Annotated in this window: 12 protein-coding genes and 1 pseudogene; 3 read left to right on the top strand and 10 right to left on the bottom strand. The window is 60.5% G+C overall.

Annotated features, from left to right (window positions below; translation table 11 throughout):
* Positions 1–213: 213 nt before the first annotated feature.
* The 6 genes from IF199_RS23655 to IF199_RS23630 are packed head-to-tail and all read right to left on the bottom strand — an operon-like array spanning position 214 to position 6,930.
* Positions 214–1,545, bottom strand: a complete 1,332-nt coding sequence (locus tag IF199_RS23655) for a DUF58 domain-containing protein (protein ID WP_192558851.1) — start codon at positions 1,543–1,545, stop codon at positions 214–216.
* Positions 1,542–2,543 carry an AAA family ATPase gene (locus IF199_RS23650; RefSeq protein WP_096818339.1) on the bottom strand — a complete coding sequence of 334 codons (1,002 nt, stop codon included), beginning with the start codon at positions 2,541–2,543 and terminating at the stop codon, positions 1,542–1,544. The genes IF199_RS23655 and IF199_RS23650 overlap by 4 nt, the downstream gene beginning before the upstream one ends.
* Entirely contained in the window at positions 2,540–3,703 is a 1,164-nt protein-coding gene (locus IF199_RS23645; protein WP_192558850.1) for a DUF4350 domain-containing protein, read from the bottom strand. The genes IF199_RS23650 and IF199_RS23645 overlap by 4 nt, the downstream gene beginning before the upstream one ends.
* Positions 3,700–5,244, bottom strand: coding sequence for a DUF4129 domain-containing protein (locus IF199_RS23640; RefSeq protein ID WP_192558849.1), 1,545 nt, complete (start codon positions 5,242–5,244; stop codon positions 3,700–3,702). Before IF199_RS23640 ends, IF199_RS23645 begins: the two co-directional genes overlap by 4 nt.
* On the bottom strand, positions 5,231–6,208 hold the full coding sequence (locus tag IF199_RS23635) for a stage II sporulation protein M (RefSeq protein ID WP_102621264.1): 978 nt from the start codon (positions 6,206–6,208) through the stop codon (positions 5,231–5,233). The genes IF199_RS23640 and IF199_RS23635 overlap by 14 nt, the downstream gene beginning before the upstream one ends.
* Complete coding sequence (locus tag IF199_RS23630) at positions 6,205–6,930, bottom strand: RDD family protein (protein ID WP_192558848.1); 726 nt, start codon at positions 6,928–6,930, stop codon at positions 6,205–6,207. The genes IF199_RS23635 and IF199_RS23630 overlap by 4 nt, the downstream gene beginning before the upstream one ends.
* A gap of 180 nt (positions 6,931–7,110) precedes the next feature.
* On the opposite strand from IF199_RS23630, the gene sbcB reads away from it, so the two are divergent.
* Entirely contained in the window at positions 7,111–8,541 is a 1,431-nt protein-coding gene (gene sbcB, locus IF199_RS23625; protein ID WP_192558847.1) for an exodeoxyribonuclease I, read from the top strand.
* Positions 8,542–8,643: 102 nt separating this feature from the next.
* Here the strand turns inward: sbcB and mvaT are convergent, their stop codons facing one another.
* Positions 8,644–9,021, bottom strand: a complete 378-nt coding sequence (mvaT, locus tag IF199_RS23620; RefSeq protein ID WP_007933316.1) for a histone-like nucleoid-structuring protein MvaT — start codon at positions 9,019–9,021, stop codon at positions 8,644–8,646.
* Positions 9,022–9,358: 337 nt separating this feature from the next.
* Between mvaT and purU the strand changes: the two genes are divergently transcribed.
* Together purU and IF199_RS23610 are read left to right on the top strand one after the other, a co-directional pair.
* Positions 9,359–10,207 (top strand): formyltetrahydrofolate deformylase, encoded by an 849-nt coding sequence (gene purU / locus IF199_RS23615; RefSeq protein ID WP_007912774.1) that lies wholly within the window; start codon positions 9,359–9,361, stop codon positions 10,205–10,207.
* Between the two features lie 93 nt (positions 10,208–10,300).
* Positions 10,301–10,495 carry a hypothetical protein gene (locus tag IF199_RS23610; RefSeq protein WP_192558846.1) on the top strand — a complete coding sequence of 65 codons (195 nt, stop codon included), beginning with the start codon at positions 10,301–10,303 and terminating at the stop codon, positions 10,493–10,495.
* Here the strand turns inward: IF199_RS23610 and gpgF are convergent.
* The 3 genes and pseudogenes from gpgF to IF199_RS30680 form a co-directional block, all read right to left on the bottom strand.
* Complete coding sequence (gene gpgF / locus IF199_RS23605) at positions 10,464–11,459, bottom strand: glucosaminyl phosphatidylglycerol flippase (protein ID WP_192558845.1); 996 nt, start codon at positions 11,457–11,459, stop codon at positions 10,464–10,466. The genes IF199_RS23610 and gpgF overlap by 32 nt on opposite strands.
* A gap of 196 nt (positions 11,460–11,655) precedes the next feature.
* Positions 11,656–12,420 carry a methyl-accepting chemotaxis protein gene (locus IF199_RS30685; protein ID WP_425220393.1) on the bottom strand — a complete coding sequence of 255 codons (765 nt, stop codon included), beginning with the start codon at positions 12,418–12,420 and terminating at the stop codon, positions 11,656–11,658.
* A 93-nt stretch (positions 12,421–12,513) separates the two neighbouring features.
* A pseudogene (locus IF199_RS30680) lies at positions 12,514–13,545 on the bottom strand (HAMP domain-containing protein); the annotation flags it as partial.
* Positions 13,546–13,728 lie beyond the last annotated feature (183 nt).

Below are 13,728 nucleotides of genomic sequence, written 5' to 3'. Positions count from 1 at the left end.
TTAGAGAAGCTCCAAGGATAGCAGCGGTGTTTGCAAATGTGAGTTGACTAGAGATGTCTACTCAAATTAGTTGGATCGTGAGGAGGTTTTGATACTCCTTGGATGAGCAGCACCGTTTTATCAATGCCTGCGCCTTAAGGTTTTTTACTTCGTTGAGGTTCTCTTGATTATTGTGATTTTATTTGATCCCCTCGAGTGTGAGATTGAGAGGGGTCAGAGCGCTCCAGATTTCTTCCAGCTTAGATATCGTGATATTACGTCCGTGCTCAATTCGCTGGGGGGGATATCCATCACTTGCACTCCTTGAGCACTCAACCGTTCATGGAGTATCGCTCGGGCATTCAGATAGTCCACTGTTGCGCAGTACTCATGGGCCTGCTCTATTGTTTGCACCCGCGAATGCCGTGCATTTTCAAGCGTGCTCTCGCGGAGGTTGGCCACAAGTACCCGATGCTGCTGACTCAGGCGTCTGACGGCATTCAGCAACTCCTCATCAGCCTCATCCCGCACATTGGTCACTAATACCACCAAAGCCCGGCGCTTCTGTCTGGTCAGCAACTGATTCACCGCTGCCGGATAATCCGCAGAACGTCGCGTGCTATCCAGATCGTAAACACTGTTGAGCAACACCTTGAGCTGCCCCGTACCTTTGATCGGTGTAATGAACCGAGGCTGATCACTGGCGAAGGTAGACAACCCCACCGCATCCCCCTGGCGCAACGCCACATAACTCAACAGCAAACACGCATTCAACGCATGATCGAAATGCGACAGCTCCCCATCCTGACTGCGCATCTGCCGCCCGCAATCGAGCATGAAAATGATCTGCTGATCCCGCTCGTCTTCGTACTCCCGGGCAATCGGTGTGCGGTGGCGGGCGGTGGCTTTCCAGTCGATCTGGCGCAGGCTGTCGCCTTCGCGAAACTCCCGCAATTGATGAAATTCCATCCCTTGGCCACGGCGTTGACGCTGGCGTACGCCGAGTTGGCTGAGCCAGTTGTCGACCGCCAGCAACTGGCCGCCGTAGAGGCGGGCGAAGTCGGGGTAGACGCGGGTGTGGTCGGTGAGGTTCAGCAGGCGTTTGCCGGACCACAGGCCGAAGGGGCTCGGCAGGTTGAGTTCGCAGGTTTCAAAGGTGAAGTGGCCGCGCTTGAGCGGGCGCAGGCGATAGCCGATCAGGTTGCGTTGGCCGGGTTGTAGCTCGGTGTTGAGCGGCAGGTGTTCAAAGCTCAAGCCGTCGGGTACGTGGTCGAAAATTTGAATGGCCAGTGGCTGGTCGAAATCGTGTTCGATCTCCAGCCGCACTTCGCTCCAGCGACCGAGTGCCAGGCTGCCGGGCATCTGTCGTTGCACGCGGGGCGAGGGTATGCGCTTCAGGCGCAGGGCATCCAGCAGACTTAGTGCAAACAACGCCAGCAACAATCCCCAGTTGATCGACAGCAGGCTCGAAGGCACCTCGACGTTCAGCGCCTGCAACGCGCCCAGCACAATGCCGATGGCCAGCAGGATCGCCAGCCAGATCAACAGCAGGCGCGAGGGTTTCACAGGCGCGGCGCCGGTACTTGATCGAGCAGTTGCTGAAGGACTTGATCGACTTGCAGCCCTTCGATGTCCAGCTCCGGTGCGAGGCGCACGCGGTGGCGCAACACCGCCAGTGCGCAGCCCTTGATGTCGTCGGGAATCACGAACTCGCCACCGCGCAACAAGGCTCGGGCGCGGGCGCAGCGTACCAGTGCGATGGAAGCGCGGGGGCCGGCACCGAGGCTCAGCCCCGGCCAGGTGCGGGTGCTGCGCGCCAATCGTACGGCGTAATCGAGCACCTGATCGTCCAGCGGCAAATCGCTGGCGATGCGTTGCAGGGCTTGCACGTCCTTGGCCTGCAACACGGTGCGTAGCGGCTGCACGTCGAGCATGTCGGCGCGGGTCGAGCGGGTGACCTGACGCACCATGTCCAGCTCCTGATCGGCGTCGGGGTAATCCATGCGTACCTTGAGCATGAAGCGATCAAGCTCGGCCTCGGGCAACGGGTAAGTGCCTTCCTGTTCGATCGGGTTCTGCGTGGCGAGCACCATGAACGGTTGGGCAATCGGCAGGGCCCGGCCTTCGAGGGTGACCTGACGTTCCTGCATCGCTTCGAGCAGGGCGGCCTGCGTTTTGGCCGGGGCGCGGTTGATCTCGTCCGCCAGCAGCAGGTTGGTGAACAACGGGCCTTTGCGCAGTTTGAACTGTTCGGTTTGCAGGTCGTAGACCGCGTGGCCAGTGACGTCGCTGGGCATCAGGTCCGGGGTGAACTGGATGCGCGCGAACTCGCCGCCGAAGCATTTGGCCAGGGCGCGTACCAGCAGGGTTTTGCCAAGGCCGGGAACGCCTTCGAGCAACACGTGGCCGCCGGCGATCAGCGCGGTCAGTACATCGTCGATCACCGGGTTCTGGCCGATCAGCGCCTTCTGCAATTCACCTCGTACCGCTTGGGCCAACTGACTGGCGCGGTGACGTTGCTGGGCCGCGTGGCTGGGCGAGCCGGGTTCGATGTGTTCGGTCATAGCGAGTTCCTCAAGGCTTGCAGGTGGGCGACCTGACGGCAGAATTCGGCGCTGGACAGGCGCCGCTTCGGTGCCGGGCTCAGGGCCTGGCTGATGGCACGGGTCGGCTGGCGGGTCAGGCGTGACAGGGCCAGCCATTGTTCGGCGACGTTCAATTGGTCGAAACCGGGGTGACGATGGCGGGCGCGGCGCAGGACGTCCTGCTGCAAGGCTTGCAGCAAGGTCTGTTGACCGTTGTGACGCAGGATGAAATCGGCACTGGCGCGCAGGTGTTCCATCAACTGACGACGACCGCTCGGGGCAGGAGCCTGCACCGGCCCGTGACGCACGCCGACATGCCACAACCACAGACCGATCAACGCCAGCAGGGCAACGATGGCTTGTGGGAAATAGCGCCAGAGCAGGGTCAGCAGACCGTCATGTTCGGTGTTGTACAGCAAGGTCACGGCGGTATCGGCGCTCAGGTACCAGAGCAGCCAGGCATTGTCGTGCTGCGCAATCGCCGGGGTTTTCCACAGATCGGCATCGGTGACCACGGTGATCGTGCCGAGGCCGTAGGGCAGTTGCATCATGTGCGTGGCGCGGGCGCTGTTGGCCCAGGCTTGCGCAAGGTTTTTCGGATCGTCGAGGTGGAACTCGGTGTCGAACCCGGCGTAGGCGGGAGCGTCTTCGTCTTCCAGATAGAGCTTGGTCAGGTTGGGGTAGGGATCGTCGTCGGCATCCGGCGGCGGGTCTTTCAGATCCTTGCTTAGGGACTGATGCAGTTGCACGCGGTCGAGCAGCAGGTCATTGCTCTGGCCGGTCTTTTCATCCCAGATCGATTCGGCGACGAACACCAGCCGTCCGCCGGCCCGGGCCCAGTTCAAGACTTGGTCGACCTGACGCGGGGTCATGGTCGAGCGGTCGTTGAACAGCAGCAGCGTGTGGCGGCGAGGGTCGATCTCGGGTAACACGGCGAGACTCTCGGCATGACTGACGGCTATCCCGCGACCGCGTAGAAACATCTCCGCCGCCAGATAAGGATTGGCTTGTGCGGCGGGGGAAGGGCCGTGATCGACCACGGCCTGGTAAGGCGTGGCCTTGGGGTACAGATAAACGCCCAATGCGCCCAACAGGGCGACGATCAGCGCGCCGACCAGCCAGAGTGCGCGCCGGTTCAACGGGCGACTCCATGGCCGAACAGGGACCGCCAGCCATCACACAACTCCCGTTGCAGATGCGCCGCCGGTACGCGGTGTCCGTAGGCCATGTTCTGCCAGTGGCCGGTCAGACTGCGGCTGTAAGCGAGCAGGTCCGGACGCTGCAAATGTTCGATCCGCGCCAGCACTTCGCTTTCGGTGTCGGCCGGTTTCAGGGTCAGGTTGAAATCGTGCAGCAGATGACTGAGCAACGCCCGATACAGCAGGCCGAGCGCCGCACGGGGTTGGGTTTGCCAGAGTTGCTCGGCGCTGGCGGCGATGTCGTCGGGCAGGGTTTCCCGGTTCAGGTCGAGGCCGAAGGCTTGCTGTGGCACGGGGCGTTTTATTCGCTCGGGCAGTCGCGGGCGACGGCTGACGAACGTTTGCAGAAATTCGCGATAGCGCCAGATCAACCAGCCGACTGCCCCAATCACGGCAGCCCACAACAACACTTCAATGGCCTTGGCCAGCCCGTTCAGATGCTGGCCGTTGAGCCAGCCCAGCAAGGTTTTCAGCCATTGCGGCGCCTTGCCGTCCTTGGGTTTTTCGGTGGTGGCGGGGTCTTCGCCAAAGCGATAACGGGTGACGGTTTCCTTGTTCTTGAACGGCGGTTGTTCCAGCAAGGCCTTGATGCTGTCGCGGGATGCCTGACTGGTCAGTGGCTGATTCAGGAGTCGGGGCGCATCCGGGGCGGTGGCAGGGTCGGCAGCCCATGCCGAGGGGACTCCAGGCAGCAGCAGACAGACCACCAGCAGCAAACCGAGTGCGCTGCTGTTCAGGCGTTGGCGCAAGCGGCGGAACACCAGTTCGATGTCCCAGGCTTCGAGCGCGGTGCGCCGGTTCAGGTAAAGGCTGAAGCCGCAGGCGACGTAGATCGGTTCCCAGATCACCAGTATCAGTGCATAGAAGGCATTGGTCAGGTGCTCCAGCCAACGCCATTGGTGATCCGCGGCGAAGATCAGGCTTTGCCAGTCCCAATCGGTTTCGACCTGTTGCGGCAGGAGTAAATAGAACAACACCATCAGGCCGATCCACAGCGCCGTTTCCAGATGGACGCCGATGATCGTCAGCCACTGGGCCGCGCCGGCATTGCGTTGCAGCAGCACCCGTAAACGCTGCTGGCGTGCGATGCCGCTCAGACCCTCGAGTTGCACCACCGGCATCAGGAAACTGCGACTGAAGCTCAGGCGTCGCCAGGTCAGGCTCGCCAGCAACTGCGGTTTGAGCAGTTTTGGCCATTGGCGCAATGCCTGCTTCAGCGTGGGCGTTTCGCCGAACAGGGCTTTGGACAGGATGTACAACGGCAAGCGTTCATATGCCGGTTTCAGCCACCAGAAGATGAACACCGCCAGCGACGGCGAATCCCACAGAAGCAGGCTGAGCACCACGAACAGCGGCAGGGTGACAATGGCCCAACTGGTCATCAGCAAGCGCCGATGTTGCTGGCTCATGAGCACGCCCAGGTCCATGGCTTCCCAGGTGGTACGCGGGCGGATCACCACGGTGGCGTCACTCAGGCGCATGGCGGGTCCTTCCGGCGAACAGCAGATAGGTTGCCACGCAGAGCCAGAGTCCGGCACCGACCAGGTATTTGGTCTGCGGCGTGACCCCGGTGCGTGACGACCAATAAGCCTCGATAAACGCGGCGATCAACAGGAACAGCATCACGCCGCAGATCAGCAATACGCTCTGGCGCGCCGCGTGTCTCAAGGCCTCGCCGCGTGTCAGGCGTCCCGGCGCGATCAACGCCCACCCCAGTTTCAGTCCCGCCGCCCCGGCCAATGCAATAGCCGTGAGTTCGAACGCTCCGTGCCCGATCACGAAGGACCAGAAAGTCTGGCCGAAGCCGATTTCACTCAGGTGCCCGGCCACGGTGCCGATGATCAAACCGTTGTAGAACAGGAAAAACGCACTGCCTACTCCCAGCAGCAAACCGCTGGCGAAGGTCTGAAAGGCGATGCCGATGTTGTGCATGATGTAGTAGCCGAACATCACCCAGTCTTCGCTGGCCGCACGTTCGGCCGAGCGCCCGAGGTGGCCGGCGGCGGGGTCGTACATGCTCTGCATCTCGCGCACTTGATCGGCGGGGATCAGGTTGTAGACCAGCTCCGGGAACAGGTACACCAGCAAACCGAAACCGGTCAGGCTGCCGAAGAACAGCAACCCGGCGGCGAGGACGAATCGCCATTCGGCGCGTACCAACCGTGGAAATCCGGCCAGGATGAAGCCCAGCAGGTTGGCGCCGAGCTGGCTGCGGTGACGGTAAAGTTGTTGATGACCGCGCAGCACGAGCTGCTGCAACGAATCGACGAGAAAACTGCTGTAGCCACGTTCCTGCGCTAGCGCCAGATGTTGGCAGAGTCGGCGATAGGCCTTGGGAAATTCGGCCACCTGCGAAGTGTCCTTGCCTCGTTCCAGACGTTCGAGGGCGAGCGTAAAGCGCTCCCATTCGGCCTTGTGGCGGGTTTCGAAAAGGCTTTGCTTCATGTCGGACCCAACAGGCCGCGGGCGATGCCGTTGAGTTCACCGACGGCTTTCGGTGCGCTGATGTGCAGTGGCTGAGCGAGCAACGCCGCGAGTTCATTGACCCGCGCCGTCGACAGTTCGCCCTGACGCTCGGCGAAAGCGAGCAGGGCGCGTTGTTCAGTCAGGGTCAGCGGGATCGGTGAGCGACGGGGCTCAGCATCAGGCAACTGCGGACGCTTGAGCGGGCGTTCGCTGTAGATCACCAGCGTGCCGGCAGCGATGTCGCCGAGGCGTTTGAAGGTCGGGTGTTGCAGGCAACTGATGGCGCCGAGGAAATAGCCGAACGGCATCAGGTCGACAAAACGCAGCAGGTTGCGCAACAAGGAGGCCGACCAGCCCACTGGCGTGCCATCGTCGTGCACCACCCGCAGGCCCATCCATTGCTTGCCCGGCGAACGGCCCTGACGCAGCACTTCGAACAACACCATGTACCACCAGCTCACCGCGAACAGCAGCAGTGACCCCAGTCCGATACCGAGTTTGCCGAGCAACGCCAGCAGCATGAACAGCAGCCCCATGATCAACCCGCGCAAACCCAGATCGATGGTGAACGCCACGGCACGCACCATCAGGCCGGCGGGACGCAGCGGCAGGTCGATGCCTTCCGGCGTTTCGACCTGATACCGCGTGTCCAGTGGCGGGGCCAGCGTTGCTTTCCTTGGCGGTGCTGTGGTCTCGAGCATGGGCTACCTGATGTTGCCGGATCGGGATGCAAGTGAGTCCGATGCTAGCAGTCTCTCGGGGGAAAACGACATAACTATGTCATACACATCGTTCAACCAAATGTGCCTGAATGATGCCGCGCTGGCCGCGACCGCCGTCGAACGCCTAGACTTTGCCGAACTTCAGTTCAGGAACCACCCGTGACTTCCATCTTCTGGTACGACTACGAAACCACCGGCATCAATCCCCGATGTGACCGTCCGTTGCAGGTGGCCGGGATCCGCACCGACCACGAACTCAACGAAATCGACGCGCCGGTCAATCTTTACTGCCAGCCCAGCGAAGACATCCTGCCGCACCCGGCGGCGTGCGCAATCACCGGTATCACCCCGAGCCGTCTCGCCGAGCACGGCTTGAGCGAAGCTGATTTCATGACCCGGGTTCACGCCCAGCTAGCGGCTCCCGGCACTTGCGGTGCGGGGTACAACACCTTGCGCTTCGACGACGAGATGACCCGCTACAGCCTGTATCGCAACTTTTTCGATCCGTATGCCCGTGAATGGCAGGGCGGCAACAGTCGCTGGGATCTGATCGATGTGGTGCGCGCTGCTTATGCGTTGCGCCCCGATGGTCTGGTCTGGCCGACCGATGATGAAGGCAAGGTCACGCTCAAGCTCGAGCGCCTGACCGCCGCCAACAACATCGATCACGGCAATGCCCACGAGGCGTTGTCGGACGTGCGCGCCACCATCGCCCTGGCCCGGTTGATCCGCGAGAAACAGCCGAAACTGTATGACTGGCTGTTCCAGTTGCGCAGCAAGCAGAAGGTCATGGACCAGATTCGCCTGTTGCAGCCGATGGTGCACATTTCCGGACGCTTCTCGGCGGCGCGCAGTTATGTCGGTGTGGTGCTGCCACTGGCCTGGCATCCGCGCAACAAGAACGCGTTGATTGTCTGTGATCTGCACCTGGACCCGCAGGGCCTGCTGGATCTGGATGCGCAGACATTGCGTCAACGCCTGTATACCCGTCGTGATGATCTGGCCGAAGGCGAGTTGCCGGTGCCGCTCAAGCTTATTCACATCAACAAGTGCCCGGTGGTGGCGCCGTTGTCGGTGCTGAGAGCTGAAGATCAGCAGCGTCTGGGTCTGGACATGGCGCTGTATCAGACGCGTGCATTGCGACTAAGTGACGCACAACAAGTTTGGAAAGATAAAGTCGCGGCGATTTATGCCAGCGAAGATTTCACCCCGAGTGAAGATCCCGAACAACAGTTGTACGACGGATTTATCGGTGATCGTGACCGGCGACTATGTGAGCAAGTGAGGACGGCAGATCCTGCTCAATTAGCGCGAGAGCAATGGCCGTTCGATGACGAACGTTTGCCTGAATTGTTGTTTCGATATCGAGCGCGTAACTTTCCGGATACGTTGAATTTCGAAGAGCAAGAACGGTGGCAAATCTTTTGTCGGCAGCGCTTGTCCGAGCCTGAATGGGGGGCTCCTAATACCTTGCAATCTTTTACAGAGGCCGCAGAGCAATGGCTGCTTAGTGCCACGCCATTACAGCGCGAGGTGCTGGTTGAATGGCAGAATTATGTCCAGGCATTGCGCAAACGTTTGAATCTTTGAAATCGAACATGCCCGTCGCTTGAACGACGGGCATAAAAAAACGCCAGCGGATGCTGGCGTTTCTTTTGGTGTCGCAGACGGGTCTGCGACAAGGGTTGCGGCTTAGCCCAGCAGGGTAGCCCAGCCTTCAACCACGTCACCGCCCCACTTGGCTTTCCACTCTTTCAGAGTCTTGTGGTTGCCACCTTTGGTTTCGATGACTTCACCGTTGTGCGGGTTTTTGTATTGTTTAACTTTGCGAGCACGCTTGGTGCCGGTAGTTTTTACTGCGCCGCCACGTGGGGCCTTGGTTTTGGACTCTGGATCCAACAGCGCGATGATGTCACGCAGGGATTTGGAGTATTCGCCCATCAGGGTGCGCAGTTTGCCTTCGAATTCCAGCTCGGTTTGCAGTTTGTCGTCTTGCGACAGGTTCTTCAAACGGGCTTGCAGCTCTTTGATTGCTTCTTCGGTGGCACGATATTCGTTGATCAAGGACATGATTACTACCTTATTGGGAGTGCACGATGGCAGGGGACAGTGCGGCAATAATAGTCAGGCTGTTTCATCAAGTAAACATTTAACCGGGCTTTTTATTTGAATTAGTTGCGTTGAAAAGCCCTGAATTGAATATTCAGTTAAATAATGTGATGCAGTCTTCACAGATATTCACAGAGATCCGTTGGTGCATGGCTATTACTGCGCCATCATCCTGACGGTTGTCCGCGTCAAAAAAACTGCAGCGAGGCCTGCCGGGGCTCAAGGCTCATCAATACTGCAGTTTTGCGGCGTAGTCGCTAGAATGTCCGCCTTTGCGAAGTTCTGGAGTTTCCCCCTCATGCGCACTTTTCGGCTGGTGATTTCTTGCCCGGACCGCGTTGGCATCGTTGCCAAAGTCAGTAACTTTCTGGCGGCCCACAATGGCTGGATCACCGAAGCGAGCCACCACTCGGACAATCAGGTCGGCTGGTTCTTCATGCGTCACGAAATCCGTGCCGATTCCCTGCCTTTCGGTATCGAGGTGTTGCGCGAGAAGTTTGCACCGATCGCCGAAGAGTTCTCGATGGACTGGCGCATCACCGACACCGAGCAGAAAAAACGCGTGGTGCTGATGGCCAGCCGTGAGTCCCACTGCCTGGCCGACCTGCTGCACCGCTGGCACAGCGATGAACTCGATTGCGAGATCTCCTGCGTGATTTCCAACCACGATGACCTGCGCAGCATGGTCGAGTGGCACGGCATTCCTTATTACCACGTCCCGGTCAATCCGCAGGACAAGCAACCGGCCTTCGACGAAGTGTCGCGCCTGGTCAAGCAGCACGATGCCGAAGTGGTGGTGCTGGCGCGCTACATGCAGATCCTGCCGCCGGACATGTGCCGCGAATATGCGCACAAGGTCATCAACATTCACCACAGCTTCCTGCCGTCGTTCGTCGGCGCCAAGCCGTATCACCAGGCGTCGCTGCGCGGCGTGAAGCTGATCGGTGCGACCTGCCACTACGTGACCGAAGAGCTGGACGCCGGCCCGATCATCGAGCAGGACGTGGTGCGTGTCAGCCACAGCGACAGCATCGAAGACATGGTGCGTTTCGGCCGTGACGTCGAGAAGATGGTGTTGGCCCGTGGCCTGCGTTATCACCTTGAAGACCGCGTGCTGGTGCACGGCAACAAGACCGTCGTGTTCTGATCGAACCCTTTACGGTTGAAAAACAAAGGGCCTGGGCGTTCAATCGCTTCAGGCCCTTTTTTTCGCCCTGTTTCAGCCCTTGAGGACATGCCCATGAGCGATCCACTGGACAAAGCTACCTCCAAAGCGCCCGCCACCTTGGGTGAAGGCTGCCTGAGCCGCTATGACCCGGATGACCTGGGCCCGGAGGATGGCACGGACTTCCCCGACGCCGCCGCGTTGTGGGAACAGCTCAATGAAGAGAAACCGGACGACGCTAAGCCTGCCGCACCTTCATCAGCTTCCTGAGCAGCGGACGCCCGAGCATCAGCATAAAAATCGGCCCGCCGACCAGCAGGTAGAAGTAAAACGTCATCGCCCGCCAGATCAGAATCGCCGCCGCAGCGGTCGAAGCCCCGACCATGGGCGCCAGCAGTGCCGCCGAGGTCAGCTCCGCCGCCCCGGCACCTCCCGGCAACAGGCTGAATTGTCCCGCTCCCAGCGAAAGCATCTGAATCAGGAACGTCCAGGCCCACTGCACGTCCGCCCCCAGCCCGCGCAGCGCCAGATACAGCACGCTGTAACGCAGCGACCAATGCACGCAGGTCAAGGCAAACACCTTGAACAGTGTCTGTCGCGGCAGTTTCAGGGCATCGGTGAACGCCGCGAGAAAATGCAGCAGCTTGCGCGCCCAGCGCCACCTCGTAGCGGGTTGCACGTTCATGCGCGCCAGCAGCCGGCCACTCAAGCGAATCAGCGTGCGGTGATAACGCGCCACCAGCACACAACTGAACAGCCCGCCGAACAGCGATATGGCGCTGACAGTCAGCAGCCATTCCATCCGGTCGCTCAGATGCTGGAACAGCGCATAAATCAGAATCCCGCCCAGCGCACACAGGAAGAACAGCAAGTCGCTCAACTGATCCATCGCAAACACCGCGCTGCCCCGGGCCGGGCGCACGCCGCTGCGGGCCAGCAGCGCCATGATCGTCAGCGGCCCGCCAGTGCCGCCGGGTGTGGCGCACCAGGCGAATTCGGCGGCCATGACCACGCCGAGGCTTTTCAGCGGTGTGACCCGTTCACGCTGATCGCCGAGCAGCAATCTCAGGCGCAAGGTATTGATGCCCCAACAGAGCAGAATCATGGCCAGCAGGATCGACAGCCAGTGCAGAGGAAAGGCTTGCAGCCGGGTCCAGGTTTCACCGCCGCCCAGTAAAGAAGGGATCAGCACCGCCGCCAGCAGACCGATCAGCAACAGAATGCCGCGACTCATGCGTGAAGTCCGTGTTGGCGCGCCAGCGTGGTTTCAGCGATATGCACAGTGAGTGCCCCTCCGTGTGTTGATGTCCCGTGTTGACCTTTCTCCAGAATAGATGTTCGGTCGGGATGTGCGGCGGGGTGGGGGAGGTTTTGCGGGAGGTGAAGATGTCTTCGCGGACTGAACCGCGAAGACATCCGGGGGGAGCAGCTTAAATGCGGAAGCTGCCGACCAGTTGTTTCAGGCGCGAAGCCTGTTGCTCCAGATCCGAGCAGGCGCGCAATGTCGCCTGCAGGTTCTCCACGCCTTCCTGGTTCAGCGTATTGATCTCGGTGATGTCGACGTTGATCGACTCGACCACGGCGGTCTGTTCCTCGGTGGCGGTGGCCACCGACTGGTTCATGCCGTCGATCTCGCCGATCCGCTGGGTCACGCTGTTCAGGCGCTCGCCGGCGAGGTTGGCGATGTCCACGCTCTCCTGGCTGTGGCGCTGGCTGTCGCTCATGGTGCTGACGGATTCGCGGGCGCCGACTTGCAGCTCCTCGATCATGGCCTGCACCTGTTGCGCCGATTCCTGAGTGCGGTGGGCAAGGTTGCGCACTTCGTCCGCCACCACCGCAAACCCGCGCCCGGCTTCACCGGCCCGCGCTGCTTCGATGGCGGCGTTGAGCGCGAGCAGGTTGGTCTGCTGGGAAATGCTGGTGATCACTTCGAGAATCTGGCCGATGTTCACGGTTTTGCTGTTCAGCGATTCGATGTTGCTGCTCGACGCGCTGAGCATGCTCGACAGTTGATTCATTGCCTTGATGCTGCGATCCACCACTTGCTGGCCGTCTTCGGCCAGGCCACGGGCGTCGCTGGCCTGGGTCGAGGCTTGCGCGGCGTTGCGGGCGATTTCCTGAGCGGCGGCACCGAGCTGGTTGATCGCGGCGGCCACGCTGTTGGTGCGCGAGGCTTGCTGGTCGGAGTTGTACATCGACGAGTTCGAAGCGGCGACGACCCGCAGGGCGACTTCGTTGACTTGCCCGGTGGCCGACGACACTTCGCGAATCGAACCGTGAACCCGCTCGACGAAGCGGTTGAAGGCAGTGCCGAGTACGCCGAATTCGTCCTGGTTCTGGATGGTCAGGCGCTTGGTCAGGTCGCCTTCGCCGTCGGCGATGTCTTCCATGGCGCGGGTCATGACGTGCAGCGGCTGGATCAGGATGCGGATCAGCATGCCGAGCAGGGCGATGATGATCGCCACCGCAATCACGGTCGCAATCACGGCCGAGGTGCGGAACTGGCTGAGCATCGAAAAGGCTTTGTCCTTATCCACCGACAGGCCGATGTACCAGTTCACCGACGGCAGGCCCTTGATCGGGGTGAAGGTGACGATACGGGTCTTGCCGTCGACGGTGATTTCACTGAAGTCGCTGCTGATGCGCGGCGTGTCCTGCGGGTAGGCTTCCTTGAGCGATTTCATCACCAGGGCCTTGTCCGGGTGCACCAGGATCTTGCCGTCGGCGCTGACCAGGAACGCGTAGCCCATGCCAGAGAAGTCCCGGGCGCTGAGGGTGTTGATCAGGGTTTGCAGGCTCAGGTCGCCGCCCACCACGCCGACGCTCTGACCGGCCTTTTTCGCGGCAGTGGCGATGGAAATGATGGTCTGGCCGGTCGCCGCGTCGATGTACGGTTCGGTCAGGGTCGAAGTGCTGCTGCTTTCGGCACCTTTATACCAGGGGCGAACCCGTGGATCGAAACCGTCCGGCATCTTCGCATCCGGACGGATGGTGAAGTGACCGGTGGCATCGCCGAGGTAGGAAGCCATGAACGTCGAGGTCAGGGCTTTCTGTTCCAGCAGGCTGGCAACGGCGGCAGGCTCGGGATTGATGGCGATGTTCTGTGCCGCGTTCTCGATCAGCAGGATGCGCCCGCTGAGCCAGGTCTGGATGTTGTCGGCAGTGACCTCGCCCATCTCGTTGAGGTAATTGTTCAGGTCATCGCGGATTGCATTGCGCTGCAGCCAGTCGTTGTACAGCGTGAACGAGGCGAAGGCGGCAATGACGATGAGGGCGGCGGCAAGCAAAATTTTATGGCTGAAGCGTAGATTTTTGTTCATGGCTTGGGGTTCCGCTAAGGTCTTAATGTCCAGGGCGTGCTTTTATAAAGGCGCGCAAAATGGGCAGGTGTGAAAGCTGAGTGATATTTCCGTCTCTCCTTAGGGAAATCACGGACCGGACTTTTGATCCAGTCTCTCACTTCTCTCTATCGGCCATGCTCGACAAAGATTAACTATTGGGTG

Source organism: Pseudomonas allokribbensis, assembly GCF_014863605.1.
GTDB lineage: Bacteria > Pseudomonadota > Gammaproteobacteria > Pseudomonadales > Pseudomonadaceae > Aquipseudomonas > Aquipseudomonas allokribbensis.
Note: the sequence above shows the minus strand (reverse complement) of the source record. Positions and strands in the feature narration are given on the sequence as shown.

Excerpts from the sequence above, each read along its gene's own strand:
- IF199_RS23650 (WP_096818339.1), bottom strand. The coding sequence starts at position 2,543 with ATGACCGAACACATCGAACCCGGCTCGCCCAGCCACGCGGCCCAGCAA.
- IF199_RS23640 (WP_192558849.1), bottom strand. The coding sequence starts at position 5,244 with ATGCGCCTGAGTGACGCCACCGTGGTGATCCGCCCGCGTACCACCTGG.
- IF199_RS23635 (WP_102621264.1), bottom strand. The coding sequence starts at position 6,208 with ATGAAGCAAAGCCTTTTCGAAACCCGCCACAAGGCCGAATGGGAGCGC.
- IF199_RS23630 (WP_192558848.1), bottom strand. The coding sequence starts at position 6,930 with ATGCTCGAGACCACAGCACCGCCAAGGAAAGCAACGCTGGCCCCGCCA.
- mvaT (WP_007933316.1), bottom strand. The coding sequence starts at position 9,021 with ATGTCCTTGATCAACGAATATCGTGCCACCGAAGAAGCAATCAAAGAG.
- purU (WP_007912774.1), top strand. The coding sequence starts at position 9,359 with ATGCGCACTTTTCGGCTGGTGATTTCTTGCCCGGACCGCGTTGGCATC.
- IF199_RS23610 (WP_192558846.1), top strand. The coding sequence starts at position 10,301 with ATGAGCGATCCACTGGACAAAGCTACCTCCAAAGCGCCCGCCACCTTG.
- gpgF (WP_192558845.1), bottom strand. The coding sequence starts at position 11,459 with ATGAGTCGCGGCATTCTGTTGCTGATCGGTCTGCTGGCGGCGGTGCTG.
- IF199_RS30685 (WP_425220393.1), bottom strand. The coding sequence starts at position 12,420 with ATGTACAACTCCGACCAGCAAGCCTCGCGCACCAACAGCGTGGCCGCC.